Source organism: Streptomyces sp. NPDC004732 (assembly GCF_040609235.1).
Taxonomy (GTDB): Bacteria; Actinomycetota; Actinomycetes; order Streptomycetales; family Streptomycetaceae; genus Streptomyces.
The window spans coordinates 108,768-125,024 of the sequence record NZ_JBEXJR010000013.1; the positions used below are offsets into that span (position 1 = coordinate 108,768).

Below are 16,257 nucleotides of genomic sequence, written 5' to 3' on the forward strand. Positions count from 1 at the left end.
CCTCCCTCGCGGAGCCGCAGGCCCCGTACCGGGCCTCGGGGCTGCTACTACCGTCCTTAGCATGTGACGTGGCCCCTATGAGTGGCCTCACAGCCGTCGGCCCCTCGAAGTGGCCTGGGTCACCGGTGTGCGGGCCCTGCCGGGCACCGACCGGCGGGGGGTGGTGCCGGACGGCCCTGCCGACCGCCTCCCGGGCCCCGCCGGAGCCCGGAAAGCGCGCCGCGGCGGGCCTCAGCCGCCGGTCGGAGCCGCGTTGCCCCCTGTCACGTGGACGTAGTCGACGACCAGCTGCTTGGGGAAGGTCGTGCCGCCGTCCGGGTCGCCGGGCCAGTACCCGCCGACCGCGAGGTTGAGGATGAGGAAGAAGGGCTTGTCGAAGACCCACTTGTTGCCGTTGAGGTCGGCCGGGGTCCGGGTCTGGTAGACCTTGCCGTCCACGGACCAGGTGACCTTGTTCGGTGACCAGTCCACCGCGAAGGTGTGGAACTTGTCCGCGAACGCCTCCCCGCCCGGCAGCGTGTAGCCCGCGCCGATCCCGCCCGAGCCGGAGTAGCCGGGGCCGTGCAGCGTGCCGTGGACGGTGGACGGCTCGAACCCGACGTTCTCCATCACGTCGATCTCGCCGCTGTTGGGCCAGCCCACGTTGCCGATGTCGGCGCCGAGCATCCAGAACGCGGGCCACATGCCCTGGCCCCGCGGCACCTTCATCCGGGCCTCGACGTGGCCGTACGTCTGCGTGAACTTGCCGGAGGTGTTGAGGCGGGCCGAGGTGTACTCACAACGGCCGTACCAGCACTGGTAGTTGCCGGGGTTCTCCTTGCGGGCGGTGATGACCAGGTTGCCCTGGCCGTCGAGGGCCGCGTTCTTGTTGCCCGACGTGTAGTACTGCCGCTCGTGGTTGTTGACGTTGTCGCCGGTCTCGATCTGCCACTTGCTGCCGTCGACGGCCGATCCGGCGGGGCCGTTGAAGTCCTCGGTGAAGGTGGCGGCGGCCGACGGGGCGGAGGAACGGGCCCCGGTCGTGGGCGTGGTCTCCGCCGAGGCTGTGGGGAGCATGCTCAGGCTTGCGGCTCCGCAGGCCAGGGCTAGCGCGCAGAGCTTGGTGCGGCGGCTGAGGGAGGTGGGCACTGTCATCACATCGCTTCGCGTGGGGGCGGTGGCGGGTGGGGCATGCGCATGACAAAGGAGTGTCGAGAAGTGAACGCGGCGCATGATCCGTCGTGCTCACTTCGTTCAGTACTTGATTTAAGGCAGACTCCAGGGCCCCGTCAAGGAGTTGGTGCGGACCAACCTCTCCGCCCGGCGCGGGATCCGTACGGGATCCGGCACCGGGCGGCCCGCGCCGTCGGCACACGGTCGCCGGGCGGTCGTCAACCGGTCATCATCGGTCATCAACCGGGCATCGAGCGGTACATGCCGATCGAGTCGTGCGTCGCCGTGTCGGCGAAGCCGAACTTCTCGTAGAGGAAGCGCGCGGGGCCGTCGGCGATCAACGAGACGTACGCGGTCGCGGGCGCGCGCCGCTCCAGCTCCTCGGTGAGTGCGGCCATGATGCGCCTGCCGAGGCCGCGTCCCTGGTGTGCGGGGTGTACGCAGATGTCGACGACCTGGAACGCGGTGCCGCCGTCACCGATGATCCGTCCCATGCCGATCGGCTCGCCCTCGTGGTGCAGCACCACGCCGTGCCAGGTGTTCGGCAGGGCGAGCGCAACGGCCTCGGGGGCCCTGTCGGAGAGACCGGCATCGGTGCGCAGGCGGCGGAAGGTCTCGACGGACGGCACTTCCACCCGCAGCTCGTAAGGGTCATTATTGTCATTCATGTGTTACATGCTAGCCGGACCGCGAGGGGTTCCTGGCGGCCCGACCGGTCAGCGTCGCTGGAAGGTCACCTCGGGATTCCCCGGCGTCGGTCCGTCGAGCAGCGGCTGCGGGGTGCCGCGCAGCCACTGCTCGTAGAACGCGCCGATGTACGCGCGCGTGATCCGCTCGGAGCGCTCACCGGACAGCGGCACCTCGGGGTCGGCCACCCCCGCCTGCTCGGCGAGGACGGGCACGTCGGTGAACGTGAAGTGCCCCGACCCCTTGACGGTGAGCCACCGCTTCCAGCCGTCCAGGCCCTGCCAGGTCTCGTCCCAGTTCTTGCCGTCCTCGACGCCGGGCGTGTGCATCGTCTCGGCGCCGATCATCAGGAAGGGGCGGCCGCCGATCCCGCTGGGCGGGGCGTAGAAGTGGCCGTCCATGTTCATACCGGCCCGCACACGGCGGTCGGCGGCCATCGTGGCGAGCGCGGCGGACCCGCCGATGGAGTGCCCGCCCGCGCCGATCCGCTTGTCGTCGATCATGCGGGCGTACCGCCAGCCGTCCTTGCCGCCGGTCCGCGTCAGCCGGTCGATGACGTACGAGAGGTCCTTGGCCCGCCCCTTGGTGGCGATCTCGCCCCCGCCGGGCTCCTCGACCGGACCGCAGGCCTTGCAGGTGAGGACACGGCCACCGGGGAACTCCGTGCCGAGGGACTCGTAGGCGTGGTCGACGGTGGCCACGACGAAGCCCCGGCTCGCCAGATCCTCGGCGAGGTGGGTCAGCGTGGAGCGCGGGGCGGTGAACCCGGGGGAGAGCACGATCAGCGGGAACCGCCCCGGCGCGGGGCGCACCCCGGTGCGCGCGTAGGTGCGGGTGGCGCTGTACTCGGCGGGGGAGAGCGCCTTGTCCTGCTTCCACCACTCCAGCAGGAGCCGCGCCTCCTCCTCGGACGTGTAGGCGGTGGGACGCCCGCCGCCGTGCCGTCCGGGGTAGTACACGGACGCCATCAGCTCACGAGCACCCGCCGAAGGCACCCAGGGATCGGGGCGGCTCTTGTCGACGAGGTGCAGGGTGTCGCGGCCGACCGCGTAGGGGCCGGTGGGGCGCGGAAGGTGGAGTGCCGCTGTGGACTTCTCGGCGACGGCGGGGCCGACCGTGCTGCTCGGCCCCACGGCCACGGCCGTGGCTCCACCCGCCACAGGCAGCGCGAGGCAAGCGGTGAGGGCGCTGACAAGGACGCGTCTACGCAGGGTGGTTCGAGTATCCGACATGCCGAGAACGCTAGAAGAGAGGTGGTCGACGCCTCGTCGGCCTACGGTATCCGGCGCGACCAGACCCTGGGGGTACGCGCGGCTGCGATGTCAGCTCCTGGTATGAGGTGCCCCGACGTGCCTCTGTGCCAACTCCCCCCGACGGACGGCCGCCTGCGGGGCGCGACGCTCAGTCCGCGGGTGGCGACTCCGTCGGAAGTCTCGCGCCCGACACCGCCGCCGACGCCCTGCACCGCACGGTGCGGGACATGCGTGACCGCTATCCGGGTCTCCCCTCGTTGCACGGCGCGTCGCCCCTTCTCCTACGGCTCACGGAGCGGGCACGGCCCGTTGCGGTGCACGCAGAGCCACCCTTCTTGCACCGGCCCGGTACTCCCTTCGTAGAGTCGCCGGGTGAACGAACACCACGCATCCGACCCCCACCTGCCGATGCTGACTCGCCCGCAGGCCGAACACCTGCGGAACCTGACAGCCGATCACTTCCTCACCCGCAGCGGGATACGCCCGCGGGTCGCGGGTGACGCCGTGCTGTGGGGCGACGGGCATCGCAGCCCGCTCCCGAACCTGGCGCACCAGTGCCGTGCCACGGCCGAGGAGCACTGGCCCCGCCTGGTCGAACAGCACTTCACGACGCTGGACAACGCTTCGCAGGGCGGGGAGAGCGCGCAGGAACTGCTCGACAGAACGGTCCTGCGCCTGCTGCCCGACGACGCCTTCCCCGGCGAGATGGCGAACGCCTTCCGGTACGCGCGTCCGGTCGCCGATGGCCTCCTCCTGGCGCTCGCCCTCGACGCCCCCACCTCCGTACGCATCCTCGACGACCACGACGTGGCACGCGCCGGGCTCGAGCAGCTCTGGGCAGCGGCCAGGAACAACCTCATCCGTGAACTCGTCGAGCACGACGAGGTGACAGGACCGCAGGGCGCACGGCTGTGGACCGTCTACGGAGACTCGCCTTTCGTGGCGAGCAAAGCGCTCGTGCTCCCCGAGCTGGCCCGCGCGACCACCGGCAGTGAACTGCCGGAGGCAGGCGCGCTCGTCGTCCTCCCCAGCCGCAACCTGCTGGCCTTCCACCCGATCGAGGACGGCACGGTGGTGGACGCGGTCAACGACCTGGGCGCGTACGCGCTCGGCGCCTACGAGGACGGTCCTGGCGCGCTGTCGCCGCGGCTGTACTGGTGGCACCAGGGGCGGCTGACCTCGCTCACCGCCTTCGACCACGAGACCCGCACCTTCACCGTGGTGCCGCCGCCCGAGCTGATGGAGGTGATGAAGAAGCTGCACGCCGAGAGCGCGGCCGCGCGGCCGGAACCGCAGCCCGCCCAGCCCGAGTCGCAGCCCGCACCGGTCGGCGCGGAGGCCGACGCGGCCGAGCTCGACCCCGCCGCCGCGGCCGAAGGCATCGCCCGGCTGGCGCAGAGCTCCGCGGGCGTCGCCCATACCTTCGCCGCCACGAAGCGGCTGAGCGACGTGCGCTTCGCCGCCGACCCCGACGGCGCACGCCTGGAGACCTGGGAGGCGTGGGTCTGGGCGATGCAGACCGGCTCGGCACTGTTCCGCACGACCGCCTCCGCCGAGGGCACTGTGGAGTGCCGCATCGCCGACCGCTCCCTGCACCTGCCCGCCACCGGACCCGTGCCGGGCGCGGACGCGCACGCTTGGCTCGACGCCTTCTACCTCGCCCTCGTCTGCAGGGAACGGGACCGGCTGACCCTGCTCTGCGACGTGCCGCTGGACGACCTGCGCCGGGCCACGCCCGTCGACGAGTACGTCTTCCACTGGATCGAGACGCTGCGGGCGTTCTGGCTCAGGCGGCCCATGGACGACGTCGTCCAGCACCTGATCGCCACCATGGAGACCTCCCACCCCGACGTCGCGACCCGCACCCCGACCGACTTCCTCAACCTGATCGACTATCAGCCCGCTGCTCTCCTGCACCGCCTGATCGCGGGCGACCGGGACGCCTTCACCGAGGCCCTCGCCGAGGCGCTCGCCCACCACGAGCGGTACTGGAACGGCAGGGCAGGGGCCGGGACCACGCCGCTGTACGGCCGGGTGGCCCTCGGCCCGCTCGCGATGGCCTGTCTGGCGTACGACTCGGACTTCCCCGTCGACGACACGTCGCCGTACCTGCCGAAGCACTTCCTCCCCCGCGGCTGGCTCGGCGAGTTCGCGACGTAGGACAGAGAAGAGTGCGCACACCGGCGTGTTGGCGTCGTTTGGTGTTGTCCACGGCGGTGGCGATGGGCGAGTGTTCTGTGTCATGGACTGTGACCGGCACAACACGGTGTTGCCTCTGTCCCGACGTCAACTGTTCCTCGCCGCGGGCGCGTCCGGGGCTGTCGCCGCCCTCGGGGTCGCCGCTCCCGCCCCGGCCCGGCCGCGCGCCACGGTCCCCCTCTCGTTCACCCGCGTCACGAACGGCGCGGCGACCCTCTCACCGGCCGCGGACCGGCTGGTCGTCGAGGCGCAGGCCACGCTCTGGTCCCTGCCCCGCACGGGCGGCGAGGCGGTGCCGCTGACACCGGCAGGACTGGAACCGAACCGGCCCGTGTACGCGCCGGACGGGGCGTCGGTCGCGTTCTGCGCGTATCAGGACGGCGGATTCCACATCTGGACGATGCATGCCGACGGGACGGGGCTGCGGCAGCGCACCGATGGCCCGTGGGACGACCGGGGCCCCGCCTGGTCGCCCGACGGATCGCGCATCGCCTTCGCGTCCGAGCGCGGCGGCGATCCGGTGCGGGGCGGCTCGTACCGCATCCAGGTCCTGGACCTCGCGAGCGGTCGCATCACCCGCGTGACCGGCCGACCCGGCCAGGAAGGGCCCTTGCAGGACGGGCGGTGGGAAGACTTCGACCCCACCTGGTCGCCGGACGGCGGACACCTGCTCTTCGTCCGCGGCAAACCGGTCACCACCCCGCAGGGCAGCACCGCACTCGAAGCCCGCACCATCGCGTCCGTCCCGGCGGGAGGCGCGGGCCCCGTCACCGTCGCCCACACCGAGACGGCGACCGCCCAGGTCATGACGCCCGCCCTGGCCCCGGACGGCAAGCGCCTCGCCTACCTGCGGACCACGGCCGCACCCAAGGCGTCCTGCACCCTCGTCGTCGACGGCAGGCCCGTCGCGCTCGACGGCGACCTGGCTCCGGTGCCGCCGCGCTGGACGGTGGACGGGAAGCTCCTGCTGACCGTGGACGGGCGCTTCACACTCGTACGTCCCGACAGTTCGGGAGAGCGGGGCGGCGCCGGTGCCCCGGGCGGGCCCGAAGTGATCCCCTTCGACGCCACCCTGCCGGTGACACGCCCGCATTACCGGGTCAAGGAGTACGACCTGGGCCTCGGGCGGGCACGTCCGACGCGCGGCATCCACCTGCCCGCGCTCTCGCCGGACGGCCGCCGGATCGCCTTCGCCGCCCTCAACTCACTCTGGCTCGCCCACACGTCGGGCGGCAAACCGCCCCGGCGACTCCACCGGGCGGCGGCCACCGGCTACCTGCTCGGCCCGACGTGGGCGCCGGACGGCAAGTCCCTGGTGTACGCCGACGACCGCGACGGACTGCTCGGCGCGTACCGCCACGACCTCGCCACCGGAGCCGAGACCGCACTGGCGACCGGCGGCCGGGTCCACCCGGCACTCTCACCCGACGGCGAACGCCTCGCCTGCCTGGACATGACAGGTCGCCTCGTCGTGCGCGACCTCGCGGCGGGCACCGAACGCGCGCTGGTGACACCGCTCGGCGGGGGCGGCCTGCCGGGCAGGCCGAGCTGGTCGCCCGACGGCCGGTACGTCGCGCTGTGCGACCGCAACCGCATCAACCAGCGCTACCGCGAGGGTTACAACCTCATCCGGATCGTCGACGCGGACACCGGCGCGGACCGCCTGCACGCCGTGGCCCCGCACGCCTCGCTCTCCGACCGGTACGACTCGGGCCCCGTCTGGTCACCCGACGGCCGATGGCTCGCGGTGATCGTCGAATCGGCCCTGTGCCTGCTGCCCGTGACGCCCGACGGCACCCCGCGCGGCGCACTGCGGATGCTCTCCGACGAACCGGCCGACCACCCTTCGTGGGCAGGCGACGCGAAGTCCCTCCTCTACCTCTCCAGCGGGCGGCTGCGCCTCATCGGTGTCGGAGGGGAGCGTCCGCGCACGGTACGGGTGCCGGTGGACCAGCGCAGGCCCTCGCCCGCCGACGTCGTCGTACACGCAGGCCGACTGTGGGACGGCACCGGGGACGAGGTACGGGACGATGTCGACATCGTCGTCCGCGACGGCCGCATCGCCTCCGTACGAGCGCACCGCCCGGCCGGACCCGGCAGCCCCGCGGGCCGCCGCGTCGACGCCACGCGGCACACGGTCGTCCCCGGACTGTGGGACACGCACACGCACCCCTGGCAGACGACCTACGGCGGACGCCAGACGGCAGGCCAACTGACGTACGGCATCACCACGGCGGTGTCACTGGGCGGCTTCGCCTACGAACAGGCCCGCATCCGCGAGGCGGTGACCGCGGGCGAACTGGCAGGCCCCCGCCTCCTCACGACGGGCGAACTCCTGGACGGCGCCCGCGTCGCGTACAGCATGGGCCGTGCCCACCGGAGCCGGGCGGCACTGCGGCGCTCGCTGCGGCGCGGCACGGCACTCGACTGGGACTTCGTCAAAACCTATGTACGGGCGCCGGGCTGGGTGATGGAGGAGGCGGCACAGTTCGCGCACGAGAAGCTCGGTGTGCGCTCGGGAGGCCATCTGCTCTCGCCCGGCATCCAACTCGGCCAGGACCTGACGACCCATCTGCAGGCAACCCAGCGCGCGGAGTTCGGGCACGCCATCACGGCCACGGGCCGCGCCTGGGACGACGTCATTGAGATCTACACCGCACAGGGCGCGGCCTTCTCCCTCATCGCCACACCGTTCACCTCGGCGCCCCTGCTCGGCGCGGACCCGGGGCTCGCGGACGACCCGCGCGTCACCGCGGTGATGCCACCGTGGGACGCCGCCGCGGTGAAGGCGGGCGCGGCCGTCCCGCCGAGCGAGGCCCAGCTGGCCACGCTCCGCACGGAAACCGACATCTACCGGCGCATCCTCGCCGCCGGAGGCCAGGTGGCCCTAGGCACCGACCAGCCCATCGTCCCGGTGGGCCTCGCCCTCCACCTGGGCCTGCGCGCCCTCCATCTGGGCGGCCTGACCCCGGCGCAGGCGCTGCGCACCGCGACCGTGCTGCCCGCCCGGGTGTTCGGCCTCGACCAGGAGCTGGGCACGGTCGAGGCGGGCAAGGTCGCCGACCTGACCGTGGTGGACGGCGACCCGTTCACGGACTTCGACACGATGGTGCGGACCGTGTCGGTGCTCCGGGGCGGCACCCTGTACAGGACGGAGGACCTGACGTCGGCGTTCGAACGGCGGCAGCGGAAGAACGGGGCCGGGCACGATGCCGCCGCACACGACGAGGCGTACTGGCTGAAGGCGGGCCGCCTGATGCGCAGGGACGGGTGCTGTGCACCGGTGAGCTGAGCCGATCCGCGCACCTGTCCGGCCCCGCGCCGTGGAGGACCGCTACTCGAAGCGGCTGGTGTCGCCCGCGCCCCGGCGCACGATCTCCGCCTCGCCGTCCGAGAAGTCGATGACGGTGGTGGGCTCGGTACCGCAGTCGCCGGAGTCGATGACCGAGTCCACGAGGTGGTCGAGCCGCTCCTTGATGTCCCAGCCCTGGGTCAGCGGCTCCTCCTGGTCGGGCAGGAGCAGCGTGCTGGACAGCAGCGGCTCGCCGAGCTCGGCGAGGAGGGCCTGGGTGACCGTGTGGTCGGGGATGCGCACGCCGACCGTCTTCTTCTTCGGGTGCATCATCTGGCGCGGCACCTCTTTGGTGGCGGGCAGGATGAAGGTGTAACTGCCGGGCGTGGCGGCCTTGATGGCGCGGAACACGTCGTTGTCGAGATGAACGAACTGCCCCATCTGCGCGAAGCTCTCGCACATGAGGGTGAAGTGGTGACGGTCGTCGAGCTGCCGGATCGACCGGATGCGGTCCATGCCGTCACGGCTGCCGAGCTGACACCCCAGCGCGTAACAGGAGTCCGTCGGATATGCGACGAGAGCGCCGGAGCGGATCCCGTCGACCACGCTGCTGATGCTGCGCCGCTGGGGGTTGTCGGGATGCACGTCGAAGTACTTGGCCATTGGCCGAGTCTAGGTGACCAGGGCGTGTCCGCCGGGGCGCGGCGGGGCGGGTGTGGCGCTCTCCCACGAACTGCGGCGGGGACGGCGGGGAACTCGGACACGGCTGCGCACGACTACTTGGAAGTACGTGGAAGTGGGTGGAAGTACGCGGGCATCAACGCCCGTACCAGGAAGGGAATCGGTGGTCATGGGCAGGGACGAGATCCGTCGGGCGCAGCCGAGTCGGCGTGGAGTGCTGCGGGGCGCGGTGTCGGGGGCAGTGGCAGCAGGAGCCGCGGCCGCCGTGGGGGTGGGCGGCTCGGCGCAGGCGGCGTCACGGGATGGACAGCTGGACGTCGCGGTGCTGCTCTACGACGGCTTCACGGCGCTGGACGCGGTGGGGCCGTACGAGGTGCTCTGCCGGGTCCCGGGAGTGCGGGTGACGATGGTCGCCCGCGAGGTGGGTCCGGTGCGTACGGACACGGGGGAGCTGAGCCTGGTGGCGGAGCGTGCCATGCGGGACGTACACGCTGCCGACGTGCTGCTCGTCCCCGGAGGAGGGGATCGGGGGATGACGGCGATGATGGGCGACACCGCGGCCCACGAGTGGATCCGGCGCATCCACCGCCGCTCGGTGTGGACGACTTCGGTGTGCACGGGCTCGCTGATTCTGGGGTCGGCGGGCCTGCTGCGCGGCCTGCCCGCGACGACGTACTGGGCGTCGCGGTTCTATCTGGAGAAGGTCGGCGCGACGTACAAGCCCGGACGATTCGTCGAGGCGGGAAAGATCATCACGGCCGCGGGCGTCTCCGCGGGCATCGACATGGGACTCCACCTCGCCGCCCGCCTCTCCAGCACCAAGGTGGCGCAGGCCATGCAGCTCGCGGTCGAGTACGACCCCGATCCGCCCTACGACACCGGCAGCCCGGAGAAGGCCGACGCCGAGACGGAGGCGCTGGCTCTCAGACTGATCGCCGACGCGGCAGTCTGAGAACCGGGCCTCCGGCTTGTTCACGGCGCTCAGCGGGCCGGATGTCAGTGGGGCCGCATAGGGTCACGCCCATGGCTGACACTGAACTGACGACGCTGCTCGGCGTTCTGAGGAGCAAGCGTGAGCACGTCCTGGGCATCCTGGAGGGCTTGGACGAGGAGGCGTTGCGGCGCCCGGTTCTGCCGTCCGGCTGGACATGCCTCGGACTGGTGCACCATCTCGCCCTGGACGACGAGAAGTTCTGGTTCCGCGCGGTTGCCGCGGGGGACCCAGCGGCGATCGAAGAGATCCTCGGCTCCGGGGAGGACGCGTGGCAGCCCGCCCCGGAGAAGACGGCCGAGGAGATCTTCGCTCTCTACCGGAAGGAAGGGGAGCTCGCCGACGCCTTCCTGGCCGGTGCCGACCTGGAAGCCGCCCCGAGCTGGTGGCCGGACTTCTTCGGTGACTGGCACCTCGACAACCTGCGCGAGATCGTCCTGCACGTGATCACCGAGACTGCCACCCACGCGGGCCACCTGGACGCCGTGCGCGAACTCGTCGACGGCAGGCAGCGGATGGTTCTCTGACGGGAGAGCCACCCCGGCCCGCACCCGCCCGGACCCTTACTCCGGGCGCAGGCTCAGGACAAGATCACGGGGCAGGCCGTGTGTGTCGTGGAGGTAGTGCAGGTGCTCCTCGTCCAGCGGTCCTCGGAAGCGGGGCTGGGCGAGGATCCGCCGCCCTCGCTCCAGAAGCCGACGGAACCGCTGCTCCTCGTCCAGCAGGATCACGCGTACGTCGACGGGGTCGATGTCCTGACGGAAGTGGTCCAGGGTGTGCCGGATCAGGTCGTCCGGCAGATCTCCGAGGCCGCGCGACCCGGGCTCGGGGTCGTCACGCCAGAGAACGGTGAGGAGGCGCCGCACCAGCCGACGCAACACATAGCCGCGACCGGTGTTGCCGGGCCGCACCCCGTCGCCGATGACCACCACGGCCGAACGCAGATGGTCGCAGACGAGCCGCAGCGACGGTTCGTCCAGCGGCCACAGCCCGGGCACGAGCGAACGCCAGGGGTCGAACACATCGCACTCGAACACCGACGACTTGCCCTGCAGGGTCGAGACCAGCCGTTCGAGGCCGAGCCCGGTGTCGACATTGCGCTGGGGGAGCGGCACGAGCGAACCGTCGTCGAGCTTCCGGTACCGCATCGTCACGTGGTTCCACATCTCCACCCAACGGTCGTCCTGGGTGGGCGTCGACTGCGGCGGGGTGTCGCCGGTCCACAGGAAGATCTCCGAGTCGGGTCCGCAGGGGCCGGTCGGCCCGTTGGACCACCAGTTGTCCTCCACGGTCAGCTCCACGGGAACCCCGAGCTCCCCCCACACCTCCTGGGAAGCGGTGTCAGGACCGGTGCGCTCGTCACCGCCGAAGACGGTGGCGTACATCATGCGGGGATCGACACCGAGGCCCTCGGTGAGGAGCTCGTACCCCCAACGCAGGCTTTGTGGCCCCTCATAGTCACCGAGTGACCAGGTGCCGAGCATCTCGAAGACGGTGAGATGCGTGGGATCGCCGACCTCCTCGAGGTCGGTGGTGCGCAGACACCGCTGCACATTGACGAGCCGGTTGCCGAGGGGGTGCGGGCGTCCCTCCAGGTACGGGGTGAGGGGGTGCATGCCCGAGGTGGTGAACAGCACGGGGTCGCCGGGCGGCGGCAGCAGGGTCGACCCGGTGATGCGGCGGTGTCCGCGCTCCTGGAAGTAGTCGACGAACGTACGGATGACCTGGTCGGTGTTCATGAGGTGGCTCCTTCGCGGGTACGAGCGGGGGAGGCACCGGACAACGGGTCCGCACGAAGGGTGGAGTGTGGGGTGAGCCACGGAACATCATCGGCGGTCCGTTTCCGGTCGCCGATGGAGTGGGAAAGACGTCAGGCGGCGGCAACCGGCGAGCTGGTCGCTCGCGCGGTTGCGTTGGTGCTCGGGCCTGTGACGTTCATGTGGCCGAGGATAACGAGCCCGGAGGGGAAGGGCACGTGATTATTCTCCGGGTCGGCCAGCTGGACGTGGTGTCCTTCGAACTCGTCCAGGACGGTCCCGCCCGCTCGCACCCTGCGCACCTCACCACCAGTACGCGGGGTAGCGGTGCGTTCCGGAGCGGGCGTACGAGGCGGCCCAGCCCGCGAGGACGAGCAGCCCGGCGGAGCCCACGAGCAGGGGGACGAAGGTCGCGGGGCGCGGTGTGTTCAGGACGATGACGACGGCGGTCGCGCACGCGGGGGAGTGCGGGGTACGGGCCACGGTCATCACGGCCAGGCTGATCCCGGCAGCGAGGGCCGCCGCCCACGGTGAGCTGCCCGCTGCGGCGACGACCGCGTAACCGACGGCGGCGCACAGCAGGTGACCGGCGATCACACTGCGAGGCTGAGCGAGCGGCAACCCCGGGGCGCCATGGATGATCGCCGCGGACGCGGCGAGCGGGGGTATCAGCACGGGCTCGTGGATCAGCGAGCCTATGGCCACCAGGACCAGCAGGACGGCGGTCGCGGCACTGACGTTGTGCAGTGCGGCTCCGGGTGACGGGGGTGCGGGTGCGCGACCGGCGAGGCTCGCGAGGAAGCGGGAGCGGACGGGTGGGGCGGGCCGGTCGGCGGCGATGGGAGGACTGGGGGCAGGAGATACGGCTGCGGGCTGTGTGTGGGTGATTTCGTCGGTGCTCAAGACAGTGCGGTTCCGGGGCAGGGCCGACGGGAGACCCGGACGGCGAAGGCAGCAGGGCAGGAGTCGGCCCGGCTTCCCTCGCGGTCGGCAGGGATGTGGGCACCGGCGGCGGTCCGGGGTCGGGATATCCGCGTACTCACCCTGGATTCTAGGCGGCGCCGTCTCGTAGCCGCAGGTCAGGGTCCTGCTGAACCCCGTACGTCAGTGACCCGCCGTCAACCGGTCGAGTTCGGAGCCGATGGCCTCCCGCAGCGCGTCGTGCTGCGGCCCGAGCGCGAACCGGTCGTCACTCCACCGTTCCCGCGGGTAGAGCCACACCGGCCCGCGGACGATGTCGGCGGGCTCCCACTCGAACCGCGGCCAGACGTGTGCGTGCAGGAAGGGGTCCGTATTGCCGAGGATCTCCAGGTTCACGCGGCGGAAGGCCGGATCCATCCGGCGGCAGGCCCGCTCGACCGCCTCCCCGAGCTGATCCATGTCGGACAGGAACTGAAGCCGCCGCTCCTTGGGCAGGTCCGACAGGCGTTGCACGGCGGGGTCGTCGGCGAGGAGTACCGAGTACCCCGGCAGGAACTGAACGTCCCCGATCACCGCGAAGCCCGCACTCAGCCTCCGCAGCACTGAGGGGTTCTCACCCTGCAGCGCGCTCCCGATCCGGTCCCTCTTCCAGTCTCCGCTCATGCGGCGAACCTACCCAGAGGGCCCCTGTCCGGTTGCCTGCTGTCGCGGCGTGAAGTTCCTCATGGTTCAGGACACTTCACCCTATTGACCCGTCCCGGGAACGGCTCCACTCGTTCTTGAGCGGTACCGCTGAGGGGAGCTCGGCTGCCCTCCTTCGTCCTGTGGTTCGGGCAGTGGGGGAGGTGTACATCGCCCGAGGTCAAAGGGGGCATGCGGTTTTCCCCGCGGTGCGGATGAAAGAGGTTTATTGTTTGGTCAAATATGAAATCAATTGCCCGCGGGTCTGTGGATTGGCTTATATATGCGGTCCGGAAATGTTGGCCGTGTTTTCGCGGGCGTGGCCGGATTGCTAGGTTTCTGATTTGCCGCCGTAGTCACGGTGTTAGGCTCGCCGAAGATCCATACGGCTCCTCGGCCGTAGGGCCGTAGCTATCTTGTTGCTCAACTTCTGCTCTCTGTCCCCGTGTTGAACGCGCCCGGCATGTGCGATGCCGAGCTCACGTTTCGGGTGACAGGAAAGTCCCGCACGGCTGCACGTGTCGAACGGTTTGACGGGAGTGTTGAATGTCTCTGGGGTATCTATTCGGTGGCGGAGTGGGCAGCGAGCCCCATGGCATAGAGCTCTATGAGTCATCTCCCTTGATGCGGGAGCTGTACGAGCAGATATCCGGGTGGACGGGCCTGACGTCCGAGCAGATCCTCAGGGCGGAACTGCCCGAGGAGCAGGAGCGGCGCCAGAGCGTCGGCACGATCCGCGAAGCGGCGCTCGCCCTGTCCGTGCACGACCTGCTCGCCGAGGCGGGCCTGCGGCCGTCGGTGATCGGCGGTCTGAGCCTCGGGGCGATGACGGCCAGTTCCCTGGCCGGGGCCCTGGGCAGGGAAGCCCTGTTCACGATGCTGGCGCACGCCGGAGACGCGCCGGGTCCCGGGCCCGACGACCCTCGGCAGGGCGTGGCCCTGGCGTTCCAACCCGCGAACTCCGGGGAGTCCGCGGACTCCCCGCCGCCGTGGCACGGGAGGGAGGGCGTCCACCGCGCCGGCGACTTCGGCCCCACCGCCGACGGTTCCCAGCGCATCCTGATGCTCGCCGGACACGAGGCCGCGCTGCAGCGGCTGGCGGCCGACGCGGCCCCCGGCACGATCGTGCCGCTGCCGGGCCGCACCATCGCGGTCCATTCTCCGCTGCGCAGGCAGTTCAGGGAGTTCATGGCCCCGTACATCGCCACCATGCCTTTCACCGCGCCCGACAAGAATCTGCTGTCCTGTCTGGAGCGCGGGTCGCTGAAGACCGCGGACGATGTGCGGGACATGTTCGAGCGGAACTCCACCGACCCGATCAGCCTGGTCGACGTGTACGAGGGGATGCGGGACCACGGTGTCAGCCTCGCCCTCGTGATGGGTCCTTCCATTCCCGAAGGAATTCTGGACTTCCCGTTCCCCGTCGTGCACGTGGAGCGGCCCGAACACATTCAACTCGCCCTCACCACCGCCTACGATCTGGGCATCGACTTATCCGACGCGCAGGGCCGGTGACGTGTTCGCCGACATGTGGGGAGCAGCGACTCCGGCCGACCCCGGTGCCCTGGTCAAGGAATGGCTGGACATCGATATCGACCGATGGACCCGGCAAGTCGTCAGGCGGACCTTCGACCCGGACTTCGGAAGCCCCTACTGGCTCCGGCAGGTGCCCCGTCTTGATTTCGACCCCCTTGAAATCGCGCGCTACGAGGAGCTTTCCGCGTTCGGGCCCTTTCCCCTGGCCGACCTCCGGACGACCGACCCCGCCGACCTCGTGCCACGGGCCGTGCCCCGGCCGCTGGCCGGACGCGTGTGGGAGACCGGCGGCACCACCGGCACCCCGTGCCGCGTCTTCTACACACCGGACATGCTCCGTCACCGGGCCGTCTGGCGCCGCTGGTCCTTCGTGCAGGAAGGGTTTCTTCCAGGACGGACCTGGCTGCAGGCGACTCCCACCGGGCCGCACCTGATCGGGCACGGCGTGTGGGAAGCCGCCGACCTGCACGACGGGCAGGTGTACGCGATCGACATGGACCCCCGCTGGATCAAACGGCTCATCCGTGAAGGACGCCTCGCGGACGTCGGCCACTACACGACGCACCTCCTCGACCAGATCACCGATGCTCTCGGTCAGGGGAGAATCCACTACCTCAACACCACCCCGGCCCTGTTCCAAGCACTCAAACAGCGCTTCCCCGAGCACGTCGCGGCGCTGGACGGAGTGCGCCTGAGCGGCACACAGATCAATGCCACGATGTACCGCGACTTCCTCGGCGCGCTCGACGGCGGAATCTGCGGCATCAGCTACGGGAACACCCTCGGCAACGCAGCCTTCCTCGGCGTACGGCAGGGCAGCGCCACGATCCCGTACATGCCGAACTACCCACAGGTCACCATGCAGGTCGTGCGCAAGGACGACTGGACCTCGGTGGTCGCCCCCGGCGCTTCCGGGCAGGTACGCCTGACGGTGCTGCACGACGACCTCTTCCTCCCGAACGTCCTGGAACGCGACCAGGCGGCGCGCCATGTCGACGATGACTGGCCCTGCGACGGCGTCGCCGATGTCCGGCCGCTCCAAGTGACGAACTCCGCTCCCGAGGGCCTGTACTGACAGGGTCCTGCCCGGCCGCCGTGCGTCCGGCT

At 70.7% G+C, this 16,257-nt stretch carries 13 protein-coding genes; 6 read left to right on the forward strand and 7 right to left on the reverse strand.

Annotated features, from left to right (window positions below; genetic code table 11):
• Window positions 1-231 precede the first annotated feature (231 nt).
• The 3 genes from ABZV77_RS33995 to ABZV77_RS34005 form a co-directional block, all read right to left on the reverse strand.
• Window positions 232-1,134 carry a glycoside hydrolase family 16 protein gene (locus tag ABZV77_RS33995; protein ID WP_356265476.1) on the reverse strand — a complete coding sequence of 301 codons (903 nt, stop codon included), beginning with the start codon at window positions 1,132-1,134 and terminating at the stop codon, window positions 232-234.
• 257 nt (window positions 1,135-1,391) lie between these two features.
• A complete protein-coding gene (locus tag ABZV77_RS34000; RefSeq protein WP_356265478.1) occupies window positions 1,392-1,820 on the reverse strand; it encodes a GNAT family N-acetyltransferase in 429 nt (142 codons plus the stop codon).
• Between the two features lie 48 nt (window positions 1,821-1,868).
• Window positions 1,869-3,071, reverse strand: coding sequence for an alpha/beta hydrolase (locus ABZV77_RS34005; RefSeq protein WP_356265481.1), 1,203 nt, complete (start codon window positions 3,069-3,071; stop codon window positions 1,869-1,871).
• Window positions 3,072-3,464: 393 nt separating this feature from the next.
• Here ABZV77_RS34005 and ABZV77_RS34010 point away from each other — a divergent pair, with 393 nt between their 5' ends.
• Both ABZV77_RS34010 and ABZV77_RS34015 read left to right on the forward strand, forming a co-directional pair.
• Window positions 3,465-5,252: an immunity 49 family protein gene (locus tag ABZV77_RS34010; protein ID WP_356265484.1), complete on the forward strand. Its 1,788-nt coding sequence runs from the start codon at window positions 3,465-3,467 to the stop codon at window positions 5,250-5,252.
• An 82-nt stretch (window positions 5,253-5,334) separates the two neighbouring features.
• Window positions 5,335-8,583: an amidohydrolase family protein gene (locus tag ABZV77_RS34015; protein ID WP_356265487.1), complete on the forward strand. Its 3,249-nt coding sequence runs from the start codon at window positions 5,335-5,337 to the stop codon at window positions 8,581-8,583.
• Window positions 8,584-8,625: 42 nt separating this feature from the next.
• Here ABZV77_RS34015 and ABZV77_RS34020 read toward each other — a convergent pair whose 3' ends face one another.
• The gene (locus ABZV77_RS34020; RefSeq protein WP_268769108.1) at window positions 8,626-9,246 is read right to left on the reverse strand and encodes an L-threonylcarbamoyladenylate synthase; all 621 of its coding nucleotides are present in this window, start codon (window positions 9,244-9,246) and stop codon (window positions 8,626-8,628) included.
• Between the two features lie 259 nt (window positions 9,247-9,505).
• Here ABZV77_RS34020 and ABZV77_RS34025 point away from each other — a divergent pair, with 259 nt between their 5' ends.
• Entirely contained in the window at window positions 9,506-10,216 is a 711-nt protein-coding gene (locus ABZV77_RS34025) for a DJ-1/PfpI family protein (RefSeq protein ID WP_356265490.1), read from the forward strand.
• Window positions 10,217-10,287: 71 nt separating this feature from the next.
• Window positions 10,288-10,782: a DinB family protein gene (locus ABZV77_RS34030; RefSeq protein WP_356265493.1), complete on the forward strand. Its 495-nt coding sequence runs from the start codon at window positions 10,288-10,290 to the stop codon at window positions 10,780-10,782.
• Between the two features lie 36 nt (window positions 10,783-10,818).
• On the opposite strand, the gene ABZV77_RS34035 is transcribed toward ABZV77_RS34030, so the two are convergent.
• From ABZV77_RS34035 to ABZV77_RS34045, 3 genes are all read right to left on the reverse strand, one after another.
• Complete coding sequence (locus ABZV77_RS34035) at window positions 10,819-11,994, reverse strand: alanine--tRNA ligase-related protein (protein WP_356265495.1); 1,176 nt, start codon at window positions 11,992-11,994, stop codon at window positions 10,819-10,821.
• Between the two features lie 321 nt (window positions 11,995-12,315).
• Entirely contained in the window at window positions 12,316-12,915 is a 600-nt protein-coding gene (locus ABZV77_RS34040) for an HPP family protein (RefSeq protein WP_356265498.1), read from the reverse strand.
• 201 nt (window positions 12,916-13,116) lie between these two features.
• Complete coding sequence (locus ABZV77_RS34045; protein ID WP_356265501.1) at window positions 13,117-13,596, reverse strand: diadenosine tetraphosphate hydrolase; 480 nt, start codon at window positions 13,594-13,596, stop codon at window positions 13,117-13,119.
• Between the two features lie 564 nt (window positions 13,597-14,160).
• On the opposite strand from ABZV77_RS34045, the gene ABZV77_RS34050 reads away from it, so the two are divergent.
• Both ABZV77_RS34050 and ABZV77_RS34055 read left to right on the forward strand, forming a co-directional pair.
• Window positions 14,161-15,129, forward strand: a complete 969-nt coding sequence (locus ABZV77_RS34050; RefSeq protein WP_356265504.1) for an ACP S-malonyltransferase — start codon at window positions 14,161-14,163, stop codon at window positions 15,127-15,129.
• Window positions 15,130-15,142: 13 nt separating this feature from the next.
• On the forward strand, window positions 15,143-16,225 hold the full coding sequence (locus ABZV77_RS34055; RefSeq protein ID WP_356265552.1) for an arylcarboxylate reductase: 1,083 nt from the start codon (window positions 15,143-15,145) through the stop codon (window positions 16,223-16,225).
• Window positions 16,226-16,257: the final 32 nt, after the last annotated feature.

What these genes read in the sequence shown, in the direction of transcription:
- ABZV77_RS34055 (WP_356265552.1), top strand. Translation starts at nt 15,143, where the DNA reads ATGTGGGGAGCAGCGACTCCGGCCGACCCCGGTGCCCTGGTCAAGGAA.
- ABZV77_RS34000 (WP_356265478.1), bottom strand. Translation starts at nt 1,820, where the DNA reads ATGAATGACAATAATGACCCTTACGAGCTGCGGGTGGAAGTGCCGTCC.
- ABZV77_RS34005 (WP_356265481.1), bottom strand. Translation starts at nt 3,071, where the DNA reads ATGTCGGATACTCGAACCACCCTGCGTAGACGCGTCCTTGTCAGCGCC.
- ABZV77_RS34015 (WP_356265487.1), top strand. Translation starts at nt 5,335, where the DNA reads ATGGACTGTGACCGGCACAACACGGTGTTGCCTCTGTCCCGACGTCAA.
- ABZV77_RS34050 (WP_356265504.1), top strand. Translation starts at nt 14,161, where the DNA reads ATGTCTCTGGGGTATCTATTCGGTGGCGGAGTGGGCAGCGAGCCCCAT.
- ABZV77_RS33995 (WP_356265476.1), bottom strand. Translation starts at nt 1,134, where the DNA reads ATGACAGTGCCCACCTCCCTCAGCCGCCGCACCAAGCTCTGCGCGCTA.
- ABZV77_RS34020 (WP_268769108.1), bottom strand. Translation starts at nt 9,246, where the DNA reads ATGGCCAAGTACTTCGACGTGCATCCCGACAACCCCCAGCGGCGCAGC.
- ABZV77_RS34045 (WP_356265501.1), bottom strand. Translation starts at nt 13,596, where the DNA reads ATGAGCGGAGACTGGAAGAGGGACCGGATCGGGAGCGCGCTGCAGGGT.
- ABZV77_RS34035 (WP_356265495.1), bottom strand. Translation starts at nt 11,994, where the DNA reads ATGAACACCGACCAGGTCATCCGTACGTTCGTCGACTACTTCCAGGAG.
- ABZV77_RS34030 (WP_356265493.1), top strand. Translation starts at nt 10,288, where the DNA reads ATGGCTGACACTGAACTGACGACGCTGCTCGGCGTTCTGAGGAGCAAG.